Genomic DNA, 13,671 nt, shown 5'->3' with positions numbered 1-13,671 from the left:
TCCCCCCACGTCAGTACGGCCCCGGCCCCGCACTCGGCCCCTGACAAGCCCCCTCCCAGGAGACCCCGACGTGAGCGCACGACGACTCAGGAACACACTCGCGGTTCCCGCCGCGGCCGTGCTTGCGGTACCGCTCGCACTGGCTTCGTCCCCCGTCATCGCCCAGGAGGTCGACGCCTCCGGCCTCACCGTGACCTACGTGGAATCCGCCCGCTGGAACACCGGCTACACCGGCGAGATCACCGTCCACAACGCCTCCGGCACCGACCTCTCCGACTGGACGCTCGAATTCGACCTCCCCGAGGGCAGCGACGTCCACGAACTGTGGAACGCCACCGTCGAGGGCTCCGCCGGTGACGGCTACACCGTCACCCCGCCGCGCTGGGGCGCGGTCGTGCCCGCCGGCGGCACCTACAGCTTCGGGTTCAACGGCGTCCACGCCGATGACAGCACCCACCTGTCGGGTTGCACGATCAACGGCGCGAACTGCGCCGGCACCCCCTCCCCCGGTCCCGGCCACGACGCGATGAACGTCGCCTACTTCACCCAGTGGGGCGCGGAGGAACGCGACTACCACGTCCGCGACCTGGTGGAATCGGGCAGCGCCGACAAGCTCACGCACATCAACTACGCGTTCGGCAACGTCGGCACCGACGGCGAATGCTTCATGACCAACGAACCCGAGGAGGGCGACGCCCTCGCCGACTACGGCCGGGCGGTCCCGGCCTCGGAAAGCGTCGACGGCGCCGCGGACGGCCCCGGCCAGCCCCTGCGCGGCAACTTCAACCAGCTGCGCAAGCTCAAGGAGCGGTACCCGGAGCTGGCCGTCAGCATCTCCCTGGGCGGCTGGAACTGGTCCAAGAACTTCTCCGACGCGGTGCTGACCCCCGAGTCCCGTGAACGCCTGGTGAGCTCCTGCGTCGACCTGTACCTGCGCGGGAACCTCCCCGAGATCGACGGGGCCGGTGGTGAGGGTCTCGCCTACGGGATCTTCGACGGCATCGACCTGGACTGGGAGTGGCCCGGCTCCGACGGCCACCCGGACAACGTGGTGCGCCCCGAGGACCGGGAGAACTTCACCGCCTTGGTCCGCGAGTTCCGCGAACAGCTCGACGCGTTGGGCGAGGAGACCGACCGCCACTTCGAGCTGAGTTCGTTCATGCCCGCGGGTGCCTGGCGCCTGGACACCGGCTACGAACTGGACGAGGTCATGGCGGACTTCGACTTCGTCACCGTGCAGGGCTACGACTACCACGGCACCTGGGAGACGGTCACCAACCACCAGTCCAACCTGGCGCCCGACCCGAACGACCCCGGTGACGTGATCTCCGCCGAGTCCAACGTCCAGGCGTACGTGGATCGCGGGGTCGACCCCGCCAAGATCGTCCTGGGCGTGCCGTTCTACGGCCAGGGGTGGACCGGTGTGGAGCCCGGGCCGAACGGCGACGGACTCTTCCAGTCCGCCGAGGGGCCTGCTCCCGGCACCTACGCCGACGGCACCGAGGACTGGAAGGTGCTCAAGGACCTGGGCGGCTTCGAGGTGCACCGTGACGACGACCTCGGCACCGCGTGGATCTACGACGGCGAGACCTTCTGGACCTACGACGACGAGATCGCCATGACCCAGAAGACCGATTGGGCCCTGGACAACGACCTGGGCGGCGTCATGATCTGGTCCATCGACGGCGACGACGCCGACGGCAGCCTCATCACCGCGATCGACGCGGCGTTGGGGGGATAGGAAAGACTCCCGTTCGGCCGGGCGCCGAACGGGTCGTGACGGCGTCGGTGCTCTGATCCGGGGAGCACCGCCGCCAGGCCGGGGCGGACCGACGTGCGACGGTTCGCCCCGGCCCCTTTACGGAAACTCTCGGGGTGGGCGATGAGTTCGGCGGGGAACACCGGTCCATACGGGTGAGGTCGTCCGCGGCGGCGACCCTGACCGAAGGGACCCGGACATGACCGGCACGCGCACACTGAAGACCCCGGACGGCGTCCTCTACTACGAGGTCCATGGCGAGGGTCCCCTCCTGATCCTGACCGGGGCGCCGATGGGGGCCGACATGTTCGGGCCCCTGGCGGAGGCTCTCGCCGAGACCCACACCGTGGTCACCCACGACCCGAGGGGCATCGGCCGTAGCGTGCTCGACGACCCCGACCAGGATTCCACCCCCGAGGCGCGCGCGGACGACCTCGTCGCGCTCTTGGACCACATGGGCATCGCCGAGGCCGACTTCCTCGGTTCCAGCGGCGGTGCCGTGACCACCTTGGCGCTGGCCGAGCACCATCCCGACCGCGCCCGCGTCATCGTGGCGCACGAGCCCCCGTTGCTCGGACTGCTGCCGGAGGCGGAGGAACAGTTCGCGGTCACCGAGGAGATCATCGCGACCTACCATCGGGACGGCGCGGGGGCGGCGTGGCGCCGGTTCATGGCCAACGCGGGCTTTCCCACGCCCGAGGAGGACTCGGAGGGGTCCGACGCGAACCCCGCCGAGGAAGAGGGCGATCCGAACGACCACCGGTTCTACGTCCACGAACTCCGGGGCACCGTGCACCACCGGGTCGACATCGAGCGGATCGCGGCCGGGTCCGCGCGGGTGGTACCCGCGCTGGGGGCCACCTCGGGTGGCCTGATCACCGACCGGACCACCCGGGCGTTGGCGGAACTGCTCGGTGTGGTCCCCGTGGTGTTCCCCGGGGACCACGGCGGGTTCGTGGAGGACCCGAACGGGTTCGCCGGTGTTCTGCGCGAGACCCTCGCGTCGGTCACGGAATCGGGTCGGCGCCCAACTCCTTGAGCAGAAGGTCGGCGGCGGTGTAGGGGTCGCGATCGCCGGCGGCGACCTCACCGGCGAGGGTGTCCAGACCGCCATCGGCCCCCACCCCGCCCATGCGGGAGCGCAGCAGCTCCACCACGATGGCCTCCACCTCGTCCCGCGCGCGGGCACGACGTCGTTCGGCGAGCTCCCCGGAGGCCTCCAGGTGGGCGAAGTGCTGTTCGACGCGCTCCCACAGCTCGCCAACGCCCTCGTCCTGGGAAGCCACCGTCATGACGATCTGCGGCTTCCACTCCTCGTCGGCGCGGTCCTTCATCGCGATCATCTGACGCAGTTCGCGCAGGGTCGACTTGGCGCCGTCCCGGTCGGCCTTGTTGATCGTCAACACGTCGGCGACCTCCAGTACACCGGCCTTGGCGGCCTGGACCGCGTCGCCCATCCCCGGCGCGCTCAGCACCACGGTGGTGTCCGCGTGGCGGGCGATGTCGACCTCCGACTGGCCCACGCCCACGGTCTCCACGAGGATGACGTCGAACCCGGCGGCGTCCAGCACCCGCAGCGCGTGCGGCGTGGCCCAGGACAGACCGCCCAGGTGACCTCGGTTGGCCATGGAACGGATGTACACCCCGGGGTCGGTGGCGTGCTCCTGCATCCGCACCCGGTCGCCCAGCAAGGCGCCGCCGGTGAACGGCGAGGACGGGTCCACCGCCAGGACGGCGACCGACTTGCCCTGGGCGCGCACCGCACGCACCACGGCGTTGGTGGTGGTCGACTTGCCCACCCCCGGCGACCCGGTGAAGCCGACCACGCGGGCCCGACCGGTGTGGGGCGCCAGTCCCGCCATGATGGGGCGCAGTTCCTCGGCGCCGTTCTCCACCAGGGTGATCGCGCGGGCCAGGGCCCTGCGGTCACCGCCGCGGACCCGTTCGACCAGCTGGGGGGCGTTCATGTGACTCCTCGGGATGTACCGCGCGGGGCGGGGGCTCGTGGCCTCCGCCCCGCGGTGGACAGGTGCGCCGCGCGACCGTTCGGGGGTGTCCCTGGCCGCGCAGGTTCGTTCGGTTGTCGGTCGGGGCGTTACTCGGCGGGCACCGAGAACAGCAGGGCGTCGCCCTGGCCACCGCCACCGCACAGGGCCGCCGCGCCCAGGCCGCCGCCGCGACGACGCAGCTCGTGCACCAGGTGCAGGGCGATGCGGGCACCGGAGGCGCCGATCGGGTGACCGAGCGCGATGGCGCCGCCGTTGACGTTGACGATGTCCTCGGAGACACCGAGGTCCTCGGTGGACTTCAGGCCCACCGCGGCGAACGCCTCGTTGATCTCGATGAGGTCCAGGTCCTCCACCGCCTTGCCCGCCTTGCCGAGGGCGTGCTTGATGGCGTTGGAGGGCTGGGAGTGCAGCGAGTTGTCGGGACCGGCGACGTTCCCGTGCGCGCCGATCTCGGCGAGGATCGGGGCGCCGAGCTCCTCGGCCTTGGCGCGGCTCATCACGACCACCGCGGCGGCGCCGTCGGAGATCTGCGAGGAGGAGCCCGCGGTGATGGTGCCGTCGCGGTCGAAGGCCGGGCGCAGCTTGCCCAGGCTCTCGGCCGTGGTGTCGGGGCGGATGCCCTCGTCGTGCGAGAAGACGACCGGGTCGCCCTTGCGCTGCGGGATCTCGACGGGGACGATCTCGTCGTCGAACAACCCCTTCTCGGCCGCGGCGGCGGCGCGCTGGTGCGAGCGGGCGGCGAAGGCGTCCTGCTCGGGGCGCTTCATGCCGAGCTTGCCGTTGTGGCGCTCGGTGGAGGCGCCCATGGAGTCGCCCTCGAAGGAGTCGGTGAGGCCGTCGTGCGCGGTGGCGTCCAGGACCTCGATGGAGCCGTACTTGTAGCCCTTGCGGGACTTGGGCAACAGGTGCGGGGCGTTGGTCATGGACTCCATGCCGCCCGCGACCACGATGTCGAACTCGCCCGCGCTGATGAGCTGGTCGGCGAGGGCGATCGCGTCCAGGCCGGACAGGCAGACCTTGTTGATGGTCACCGAGGGGACGTCCATGGGGATACCGCCCTTGACGGCGGCCTGACGGGACGGGATCTGACCGGCCCCGGCCTGCAACACCTGTCCCATGACCACGTATCCGACCTGGTCACCGCCGATGCCGGCGCGCTCCAGCGCGGCCTTGATCGCGAAGCCGCCCAAGTCGGCGGCGGAGAACCCGGCGAGGGAGCCGAGGAGTCTGCCGGTGGGGGTTCGTGCCCCACCGACGATGACGGAACCGGGCATCTTAACTGGCCTCCAAGTGATGGGTGACGCACCTGGTCTGCAACGATACCCACACAGATCACATCGACGTTCGAGAGGTTCACCCGTGAGCGACGCACCCGTTCCGACCGGCCCGTTCTCCGGTCTGACCCGCCTGGACCACGTAGGGATCGCCTGCCGAGACCTGGACGCCTCCATCGAGTTCTACCGGCGCACGTACGGCTTCGAGGTGGAGCACCAGGAGGTGAACGAGGAGCAGGGTGTTCGCGAGGCGATGCTCCTGGTCAACGGCACCGACGACGGTGGCGCCACCTATATCCAGCTGCTGGAACCGACCAGGGACGACTCCCCGGTGGCGAAGTTCCTGGAGCGCAACGGCGAGGGCGTGCATCACCTCGCGTTCGGTACCGCCGACGTCGCCGCGAGCGCCGAGGGGATCGGTGAGCGCGGGGTGCGGGTCCTGGACGCCGAGCCGCGGGTCGGTACCGCGGATTCACGGATCGTTTTCCTCCACCCGAAGGACTGCGGTGGCGTTCTGACCGAATTGGTGCAAAGCTCGCAGTGAGGGAACGCCCCAGGCTCGACCGGGCCGACAACGTCACGGTGACGTCCCGAAGGCATCACGTCTTGACTTCCGTGAGAGCGGCCGACCTCGGACCCCGGCGGAAGTTACACGAAACCCCCTTCCCCGGGGTTGCACGCTTGATAAAGTCGGCTAGCTGCCGGATGTACTTTTCTTCCGGCGTTGGGCCGTGTCTGGCAGTCCGGTCGTGAACCGGGGCGGCCACAACCACCAGCGACACCAACCGGATTCGCCCTCGAATCCGGTCAGGGTCGAACACCGCACCGATCCGCTCACACCCTCGGCGCACGCGCCCCGGACCCACATCGTCCCCGGGGGCACCGCAACCACCTCCTGCCGTCCCCGGCAGTACGCAAGTACAAGTAGCCGTCTCGCACCCGTTCAGGATTCCGCCACATGTCGTCAAACAACATCGACACCCAGCTCAACAACATCTTCGACGAAGACAACGCTCCGCCCGAGTTCGACGTGGTGTTGCGTGGCTTTGACCGCAACCAGGTGCAGGACTACCTCGACGGGCTCCGCAACGAGGTCAAGGAGGCCAACGGCGCGGCCGAGAAGTACAAGGCCGAGCTGACCTCCAAGCAGCGCCAGCTCCAGGAGCGCGAGCGTCCCACCTACTCCGGCCTGGGTTCTCGCATCGAGGAACTGCTTCGACTGGCCGAGGAACAAGCCAACGAGCTCGTCCAGGCCGCCCAGATCGACGCCAACGACATTCGTTCGTCCGCCAAGATCGAGGCCGCGGAGATGCGCGCCGCCGCCGAGTCCGAGGCGACCGAGGTCCGCACCCTCGCCCAGCGCGAGGCCGACGAGCAGCGCCAGTCCGCCGAGTCCGAGGCGGAGGAGATCAGCACCACCGCCCGCCGCGAGGCCGACGAGCTGGCCTCCACCACCGAGCGCGAGGTCCAGAAGAAGCGCTCCGCCGTCGACCACGAGATCGCCGAGAAGCGCGCCACCTTCGAGGGCGAGATCGCCAAGCTGCGCACCACCACCGAGCGTGAGTGCGCCCAGGCCCGCGCCGCCGCCAAGCGCGAGCGCGACGAGACGATCCAGTCCGCCAAGAGCCAGTCCGAGGAGCTGCGTAAGAACGCCGAGCGCGCTTACGCCGAGTCCGAGGCCCGTCGCACCGAGACCGAGGACCAGTTCGAGCTGCAACTGGCCGACCGTCGTGCCGAGGCCGAGCGTCAGGACGCCGAGCGTCTGGCCGCCGCCCAGGCCGCCACCCAGCAGATGGTCAGCGAGGCCGAGGAGCGCGCCCGCAGCGCCGAGGAGCGTGCCACCAAGGCCAGCCAGCAGGCCGAGCACACTCGTCGCGAGGCCGAGAACCACGCCAAGACGCTGGTCGGCAACGCCAAGAAGAACGCCGGCCAGATCGACACCGACGCCAAGGCCAAGGCCGAGCACCAGGTGTCGGACTCCAAGGCCGAGGCCAACCGGATCATGGCGATCGCCAAGAAGGAGGTCGAGGAGCTCAACCGCCAGCGCGACAGCATCCAGTCGCACCTGCAGCAGCTGCGTCAGCTGCTCGGTGGCGGCGCCGGTCCGGCTCCGGCCGCCCCCGCCGCGGGTGCGCCCGCGGCCATCCAGCAGGAGCCCGCTCCGGCCGCTCCCGCGGCCCCCGCCGAGGAGGCCAAGCAGCCGGCCCACTCCGGCAAGGGCGCCGACGACGAGGACTGGTGGCAGGAGTAGTCACGACCGTTCGGCCGTGACCGTCTGACACGGTGAAGGGCCCGGATCCCCACGGGGGTTCCGGGCCCTTGGTCATGCCTCATGACCTACGCGGCATCTCGTTCCCAGGGGCCGTCCCACTCGGTGGGCAGCGGGTACGCCCCGGGGTTGATCCGCTTGACGACCTCGTCGAGGACGCGGCGCACGTAGGGTTCGCCGACCCACAGGTGCTTGGCGCCGTCCACCGCGATGATCTCCGCCTGGGTGAGCGGGGCGAACCGTTCACGGGCCTCGTCGGGCTTGAGGAAGTCGTCGTGTTCGGGGACCAGCGCCACCACCGGCTTACCGGAGTCGGCCCACACCGCCATGTCGGACTCGTCGGCCCGGTGCAGCGGCGGGGACAGCAGCACGGCGCCCTTCACCTGGGGGTCGCAGCCCCACTTGAGCGCCAGTTCGGTACCGAAGGACCAGCCCAGCAGCCAGGGTTCGGGGAGCTCCTCGAACTCGGTGAACTCGATGGCGGCGAGCACGTCGTGCTTCTCGGTCTCCCCTTCGCCGAACTCGCCCTGGCTGGTGCCGTGCCGGGAGGTGGTGCCTCGGGTGTTGAACCGCAGAACCGCGATGTTGGCCAACGCCGGCAGTCGGAAGGACGCCTTGCGCAGCACGTGGCTGTCCATCATGCCCTCGGCGGTGGGCAGCGGGTGCAAGCACACGATGGTGGCGTCCGGCTTCCCGCCCTCGGGCATCGCCAGTTCCCCGACCAGTTCCAGGCCGTCGGCGGTGTGCAGGGTGATGGGGCGCCGATCGGCGGGCAGCACCGTGGTGGCTCGGATCTCCATGGCTCCTTCTTCGGTGGGGTCCGGAATCAGTATCGAGGGGCCCTGGGTGAGCGGCGTGAGCGCCGTTCCCAGCAGGAGGAGTGCCAGTGGCGCCGGTCGCCGCCGTCGCCGTAGGGGCGCCAGGCGACCACGTGGGGCATGCCGGTGGGGATCTCCTGCGCGCAGCCGGGACAACGGTAGGCCTTGGTGGCGGCCGAGCCGGAGACGCGACGGGTGACGTACTCACCGTCCGGCCCGGTCTCGCGACGTTGCCCCCCGGTGATACGCAGCATGAGGGAATCCTCGTCGGGGGGACCGGCGGCTGACTTGCGGCCGGACTTACGTCGGGGGCTGTTTCGGCGCGGGCTCACCCTTCAAGGGTAGAAGAGGAACGACAGTGGCCGCCATCACACCCTCGGGTGCGACGACGGCCAAAGTACTGGCGGAGGCGCTGAGTGAACACCACTCAGGCGTGGCAGGCACAGCCTCCGTGGCCCTCGGGCTCCTCGGCGTCGGGCAGACGGTCCATGAGCAGCGGGGCCGGCACCGGGATGGTGGTGAGGCTGTACTCGCCCATCGACACCAGGGTGGTGATGACGGACTCGGCGCCGCGGTCCTCCAGGAGCTCGGTCGGGCCCTTCGGGTAGCCGCAGCCGAACCGCATGGCGGTGTCGACGTCCTTGGCGGAGGCGTAACCGTCGCCGATCATGCGCATGGCGTCGTCGATCTTCGGAGCGATGAGCATCTCGCCGAGGTCGAGGGTCTCCTCCTCGCGGACCATCTGGGCGAGACGACCGGTGCGCTGCGGCTCCGGGGCGTCGTCCTTGCCCTTGTAGAAGCCCTGACCGCTCTTACGGCCCAGACGACCGGCGGCGACCATGCGACGCAGCAGCGGGGAGGCGGCGTAGCGCGGGTCGCGGAACTCCTCCCACAGCACATCCATGACGGCCAGGCACACGTCCAGACCGACCAGGTCGGCGAGGGTGAGCGGGCCCATCGGCAGGCCCGCGGCCTTCTTGACGGACTCGTCGATCTCCTCACGGGTGGCGATCTGCCGCTCGTAGAGGCGAATGCCGTCGTTGATGTAGGGCACCAGCAGCGCGTTGGCCACGAAACCGCCGCGGTCGCCGACGGTGATCGGGGTCTTGCCGATGCGCTTGGCGACCTCGGTGACGACGTCGACGGTCTCGTCGGCGGTGGAGACCGTGGTGATGACCTCGGCCAGCTTCATGACCGGGGCCGGGTTGAAGAAGTGCAGACCGACGACCTTCTCGGGACGGTCGGTCAGCGCGGCGATCTCGGTGACGGACAACGAGGACGTGTTGGTCGCCAGGATCGTGCCGGGCGCGCAGATCCGGTCGAGGTCGCCGAACACGTCACGCTTGATGTCCATGCGCTCGGGGACGGCCTCGACGACGAAGTCCGCGTCGGAGAGGTCCTCGCGAGAGGCGCTGAACGTGAAGCGCGCATCGATCCCAGCGCGTTCCTCCTCGGTGAGTTTGCCCTTGTCGACCGCGCGCGAGAGGGACTTGTCCACATGGCCTCGGCCGCGGTCGAGGGCGGCCTGGTCGATCTCGACTCCGACGACGTTGAAGCCCGCACGGGCGAACACCTCAGCGATGCCCGCACCCATCGTGCCCAGTCCAACGACGCCGACCTTCTTGAATTCCTGCACCATGGGCCCCACTTTAGACGCCCTGGCGCCTCACCCCGCGCACCGGGACCCGTTCTTTGCTACCCGCTGGTAGCACCGCCGGGGTCGGGACGGCGCTCGGACGGAACCACCGCGATCGCCGCCGCCGCGAACACCGCGCTCACCGCGAACACCCAGGGCAGGCCGGCCACCGTGATGACCGCGGCCATGAGCAGCGGCGTGAGCGTGGTGCTGATCGCCTGGAGCCAGTTCTGCACCGCGAGCGCCCGACCCGCCCACGCGGTCCCGGCGATCTCCGCCACCGCGGTGAAGGTCAGTCCGTTGTGCCACATGGTGAGGACCAGGCAGACGAGCACCAGCGGCACCGCGCTCCACGGCCAGGCCGCCGGCAGCAGCGTGAGCAGGAGGAGGACGAGGGAGCCGGAGACCGCCAGGGCCCGGACGGGCCGCATGCGTGCACCGCTGCGATCGGATACCGCGCCCAGGACCAGACGGCCCACCGCGCCCGGCACCTGCGCGGCGGCGATCACGGCGCCCGCGGCGGGCGGACCCCAGCCCTGTTCCTGCACGAGGTAGAGAACGGCGTAGGTCATCAACGTGACCTGGGGGACGCCCAGGAGCATGCTCACGCCGTGCACCCGCCAGATCGTCCACTCACGGTAGGGCGAACGAGGCGGGGCGCCGGCACCCTTCTGCCCGGGTGCGGGGGTGCGTCGCGATGGTTCGGTCCGGGGTGGTTCCGTCGGCATGGCCAGGACCAGGGGCACGGCCGCCAGGGCGAGCAGCGCCGGCAGGGTCATGGCCCCCACGAACCCCCAGGCCTCCGCCGCGGCGGGCAGCACCAGCGCGGACAGCCCCACCCCCACGGGCAGCCCCGACTGTCGGATGCCCATCGCCAGTCCACGTTCGTTCGCCGCGAACCAGGTGAGCACCAGTCGACCACTGGCGGCGTTGACGGGGCCGCCGACCGCGCCCAACAGCAGGAACACGGCCGCCACGGACCACAGCCCGGGCGCCACCCACAACAGTCCGAGCGCGCCCGCGGTCAGGGTCAGGCTGAGCGCCATGGTGCCGCGCTCCCCCACCCGGTCGATGACCAAGCCCCAGATCAGCAGGGTGAGCAGCAGCCCGAAGGACGGCAGGCCCGCCAGCACGCCGGCCTGGGCGGTGCTCACCCCGAAGTCCTCGCGCAACCGTGGTAGGACCACCGGGATCCCGAAGATCGCCGAGACACTCGCCACCTGCGCGACCATGCTGATGGACAGGATGACCCAACGATTGCGCACGAGCATCCGGTCAGCCTAGACCTCCGGTGCCGGGGACAGGGGGCCTTCGGTTCCGTACCGGAACGCCCCGAACCGTCCCGAGAGCCCACCGGAAGCGGTAACGTGACGTCCCGTGCGTCTCGTCATCGCGCGGTGCAGCGTCGACTATGCCGGCCGGCTCACCGCCCACCTGCCCATGGCTCCCCGCCTGATCCTCATCAAGGCGGACGGGAGCGTGTCCATTCACGCCGACGATCGGGCGTTCAAGCCGCTGAACTGGATGAATCCACCGTGCAAGCTGCGGGAGGAGACCGTCGAGGACGGCCCGGACGTTTGGACGGTGACTCACGACAAGTCCGGTGAGAAGCTCGTGCTGACGATGGAGGAGATCATGCACGACTCCTCACACGAACTCGGCAAGGACCCCGGATTGCAGAAGGACGGGGTCGAGGCGCACCTTCAGGAGCTGCTGGCCGAGCACATCACCACGCTCGGCGAGGGCTACACGCTCATCCGCCGCGAGTACCCCACCGCGATCGGTCCGGTGGACATCCTGTGCCGCGACGGCGCGAGCAGGACCGTCGCGGTGGAGCTGAAGCGACGCGGCGACATCGACGGGGTCGAACAGCTCACCCGCTACCTGGAGCTGCTCAATCGGGACCCGTCCCTGGCCCCGGTCACCGGTGTGTTCGCCGCCCAGGAGATCAAGCCCCAGGCCAAGGTGCTGGCCGAGGACCGCGGGATCTCGTGCGTGGTCCTGGACTACGACGAACTACGCGGCATCGAACCCGACACCCTCCGCCTGTTCTGAACCGTCCCGTCCCTGAGGGGCGGCCTTGAGACCCTGAGCCCGTTGTCCTCCCACCGGAGGACACGGGCTCGTCTTCGTGGTGGATACCTCGTCGCCCGGCGCCGGGGGAAGCTCGGGGCATGAGAGACACGGTCATCGAGGTCACCGACCTCCGAAAGCGATATGGCGCCACCGACGCCGTCGCCGGCATCGACCTGGACATCGAGCGCGGCGAGATCTTCGCGCTGTTGGGCCCCAACGGCGCGGGCAAGTCCACCACCGTCGAGATCCTGGAGGGGTTCCGCGGGCGTGACGGCGGCGAGGTCCGGGTGCTGGGCGAGGACCCCGGCCGGGCGGGGCGCGCGTGGCGCGCACGGGTCGGTGTCGTCTGGCAGAAGGAGACCCTGGTCCCGAAGCTGCCGGTACGCGATGTCGTGCGGCACTTCGCCGGCTACTACCCCCTGGCCGACGACCCCGACGAGGTCATCGAACGGGTCGGGTTGACGCACAAGTCCAAGGAACTCGCCGAGTCCCTCTCCGGCGGGCAACTGCGCCGCCTGGACGTGGCCCTGGGCATCGTCGGCCGCCCCGAACTCCTCTTCTTGGACGAGCCCACCACCGGTTTCGATCCCAAGGCGCGACGGGAGTTCTGGGAGCTGATCCGGTCCCTGGCCGCCGGTGGGACCACCATCGTGCTCACCACCCACTACCTGGAGGAGGCCGAGGCGCTGGCCGACCGGGTGTGCGTGATCGCGCACGGCCGTATCCGGGCGATCGACACCCCCGCCGCTCTCGACGGGCGCGCCTCGCGCCAGGCCACCGTGAGCTGGCGAGAGGAGGGCGAACGTCGGGAGGTCCGCACCGACGAACCCACCCGGGCGGTCGCGGAAATGGCCGGCCGTTTCGTCGGTGAGATCCCGGAACTGAGCGTGCACCGCCCCACCCTGGAAGAGGTCTACCTCGGCATGATCAACGACGACCACGTGGCCGAGGAGGCCCCGGTATGAACACCTGGACGACCGATCCGACCACCACGACCGCGACCGCCCTTCCTTCACCGCCTTCCCGGGGGCGCCCGCCCGGCGCGCTGCGCCTGGGTCTGTCCCAGGGATGGGTGGAGATCCGCACCTTCTCCCGCGAGTGGGAGGGGGTCCTGTTCACCTTCGCCCTGCCCGCGGTCATCCTGACCCTGTTCGCGACGGTCATGGGCGGGATGTTCGACATGGGGATGCCCGCCGTCGACTACTTCCTGCCCGGCCTCATGGCCATGGGTCTGATGTCGGTCAGCTTCCAGACCCTGGGCGTCTCGATCGCCACCGAACGCGATTACGGAATGCTGCGGCGACTGCGCGGCACCCCGATGCCGGCCAGCGCCTACTTCGTCGGCAAGACCATCCTGGTGCTGTTCCTCGCCCTGGGACAGGTGGTGCTGCTCCTGGGGGTGGCCCGCCTGTTCTTCGACGCCACCCTGCCCACCACCGTGGGGGCGTGGGCGACCATGGCGTGGGTGTTCGTCCTGGGCACCGTCGCCTGTTCGCTGCTCGGTATCGCGGTGAGCTCGATGGCCCGCACCCCGCAGGCGGCGTCGGCCGTGGTCACCTTCCCGTTCCTCATCCTGCAGTTCGTCTCGGGCATCTTCGTGCCGGTGATGGCCCTGCCGGAATGGCTGCTGAACCTCGCCTCCCTCTTCCCGTTGCTGTGGATGGCCCAGGGCATGCGCGCCGCGTTCTTCCCCGAGGCCATGGCCGCTCTCGAACCCTCGGGGGCCTGGGACCTGCCCATGGTCGCCCTGGCACTGGGGATCTGGTGTGTGGTGGGCTTGGCCGTGACACTGACGACGTTTCGTTGGAAGACGCGCAAGGACGGGTGAAC

13 protein-coding genes are annotated in these 13,671 nt (G+C 70.0%); 7 read left to right on the top strand and 6 right to left on the bottom strand.

All coding sequences use genetic code 11. The annotated features are described in order from the left end of the window. Positions 1–70: 70 nt before the first annotated feature. Complete coding sequence (locus BQ8420_RS18605; RefSeq protein ID WP_087100405.1) at positions 71–1,741, top strand: glycosyl hydrolase family 18 protein; 1,671 nt, start codon at positions 71–73, stop codon at positions 1,739–1,741. 217 nt (positions 1,742–1,958) lie between these two features. Beyond that, positions 1,959–2,798 (top strand): alpha/beta fold hydrolase, encoded by an 840-nt coding sequence (locus BQ8420_RS18600; protein ID WP_087100404.1) that lies wholly within the window; start codon positions 1,959–1,961, stop codon positions 2,796–2,798. Here the strand turns inward: BQ8420_RS18600 and meaB are convergent. Continuing rightward, positions 2,767–3,726: a methylmalonyl Co-A mutase-associated GTPase MeaB gene (gene meaB, locus BQ8420_RS18595; protein WP_087100403.1), complete on the bottom strand. Its 960-nt coding sequence runs from the start codon at positions 3,724–3,726 to the stop codon at positions 2,767–2,769. The genes BQ8420_RS18600 and meaB overlap by 32 nt on opposite strands. A gap of 128 nt (positions 3,727–3,854) precedes the next feature. Next, positions 3,855–5,042: an acetyl-CoA C-acetyltransferase gene (locus tag BQ8420_RS18590; protein ID WP_087100402.1), complete on the bottom strand. Its 1,188-nt coding sequence runs from the start codon at positions 5,040–5,042 to the stop codon at positions 3,855–3,857. Positions 5,043–5,127: 85 nt separating this feature from the next. Between BQ8420_RS18590 and mce the strand changes: the two genes are divergently transcribed. Together mce and BQ8420_RS18580 are read left to right on the top strand one after the other, a co-directional pair. After that, on the top strand, positions 5,128–5,586 hold the full coding sequence (gene mce, locus BQ8420_RS18585) for a methylmalonyl-CoA epimerase (protein ID WP_087100401.1): 459 nt from the start codon (positions 5,128–5,130) through the stop codon (positions 5,584–5,586). A 414-nt stretch (positions 5,587–6,000) separates the two neighbouring features. Further along, the gene (locus BQ8420_RS18580; RefSeq protein WP_087100400.1) at positions 6,001–7,293 is read left to right on the top strand and encodes a DivIVA domain-containing protein; all 1,293 of its coding nucleotides are present in this window, start codon (positions 6,001–6,003) and stop codon (positions 7,291–7,293) included. An 86-nt stretch (positions 7,294–7,379) separates the two neighbouring features. On the opposite strand, the gene BQ8420_RS18575 is transcribed toward BQ8420_RS18580, so the two are convergent. The 4 genes from BQ8420_RS18575 to BQ8420_RS18560 all read right to left on the bottom strand — a co-directional run bounded on the left by BQ8420_RS18575 (position 7,380) and on the right by BQ8420_RS18560 (position 11,036). After that, complete coding sequence (locus BQ8420_RS18575; RefSeq protein WP_087100399.1) at positions 7,380–8,111, bottom strand: alpha/beta hydrolase; 732 nt, start codon at positions 8,109–8,111, stop codon at positions 7,380–7,382. 26 nt (positions 8,112–8,137) lie between these two features. Beyond that, positions 8,138–8,461, bottom strand: a complete 324-nt coding sequence (locus BQ8420_RS18570; protein ID WP_200815982.1) for an ATP/GTP-binding protein — start codon at positions 8,459–8,461, stop codon at positions 8,138–8,140. Positions 8,462–8,556: 95 nt separating this feature from the next. Further along, a complete protein-coding gene (locus BQ8420_RS18565; protein ID WP_087100397.1) occupies positions 8,557–9,768 on the bottom strand; it encodes a 3-hydroxybutyryl-CoA dehydrogenase in 1,212 nt (403 codons plus the stop codon). Between the two features lie 56 nt (positions 9,769–9,824). Next, positions 9,825–11,036, bottom strand: coding sequence for an MFS transporter (locus tag BQ8420_RS18560; RefSeq protein ID WP_087100396.1), 1,212 nt, complete (start codon positions 11,034–11,036; stop codon positions 9,825–9,827). A 106-nt stretch (positions 11,037–11,142) separates the two neighbouring features. On the opposite strand from BQ8420_RS18560, the gene nucS reads away from it, so the two are divergent. The 3 genes from nucS (at position 11,143) to BQ8420_RS18545 (ending at position 13,669) form a co-directional block, all read left to right on the top strand. Continuing rightward, positions 11,143–11,820 (top strand): endonuclease NucS, encoded by a 678-nt coding sequence (gene nucS / locus BQ8420_RS18555; protein WP_087100395.1) that lies wholly within the window; start codon positions 11,143–11,145, stop codon positions 11,818–11,820. 119 nt (positions 11,821–11,939) lie between these two features. Continuing rightward, positions 11,940–12,806 carry an ABC transporter ATP-binding protein gene (locus BQ8420_RS18550; protein ID WP_087100394.1) on the top strand — a complete coding sequence of 289 codons (867 nt, stop codon included), beginning with the start codon at positions 11,940–11,942 and terminating at the stop codon, positions 12,804–12,806. Further along, entirely contained in the window at positions 12,803–13,669 is an 867-nt protein-coding gene (locus tag BQ8420_RS18545; protein ID WP_087100393.1) for an ABC transporter permease, read from the top strand. Before BQ8420_RS18550 ends, BQ8420_RS18545 begins: the two co-directional genes overlap by 4 nt. Positions 13,670–13,671 lie beyond the last annotated feature (2 nt).

Source organism: Nocardiopsis sp. JB363 (assembly GCF_900143625.1).
In the GTDB taxonomy this organism is placed as follows: Bacteria; Actinomycetota; Actinomycetes; order Streptosporangiales; family Streptosporangiaceae; genus Nocardiopsis.
Note: the sequence above shows the minus strand (reverse complement) of the source record. Positions and strands in the feature narration are given on the sequence as shown.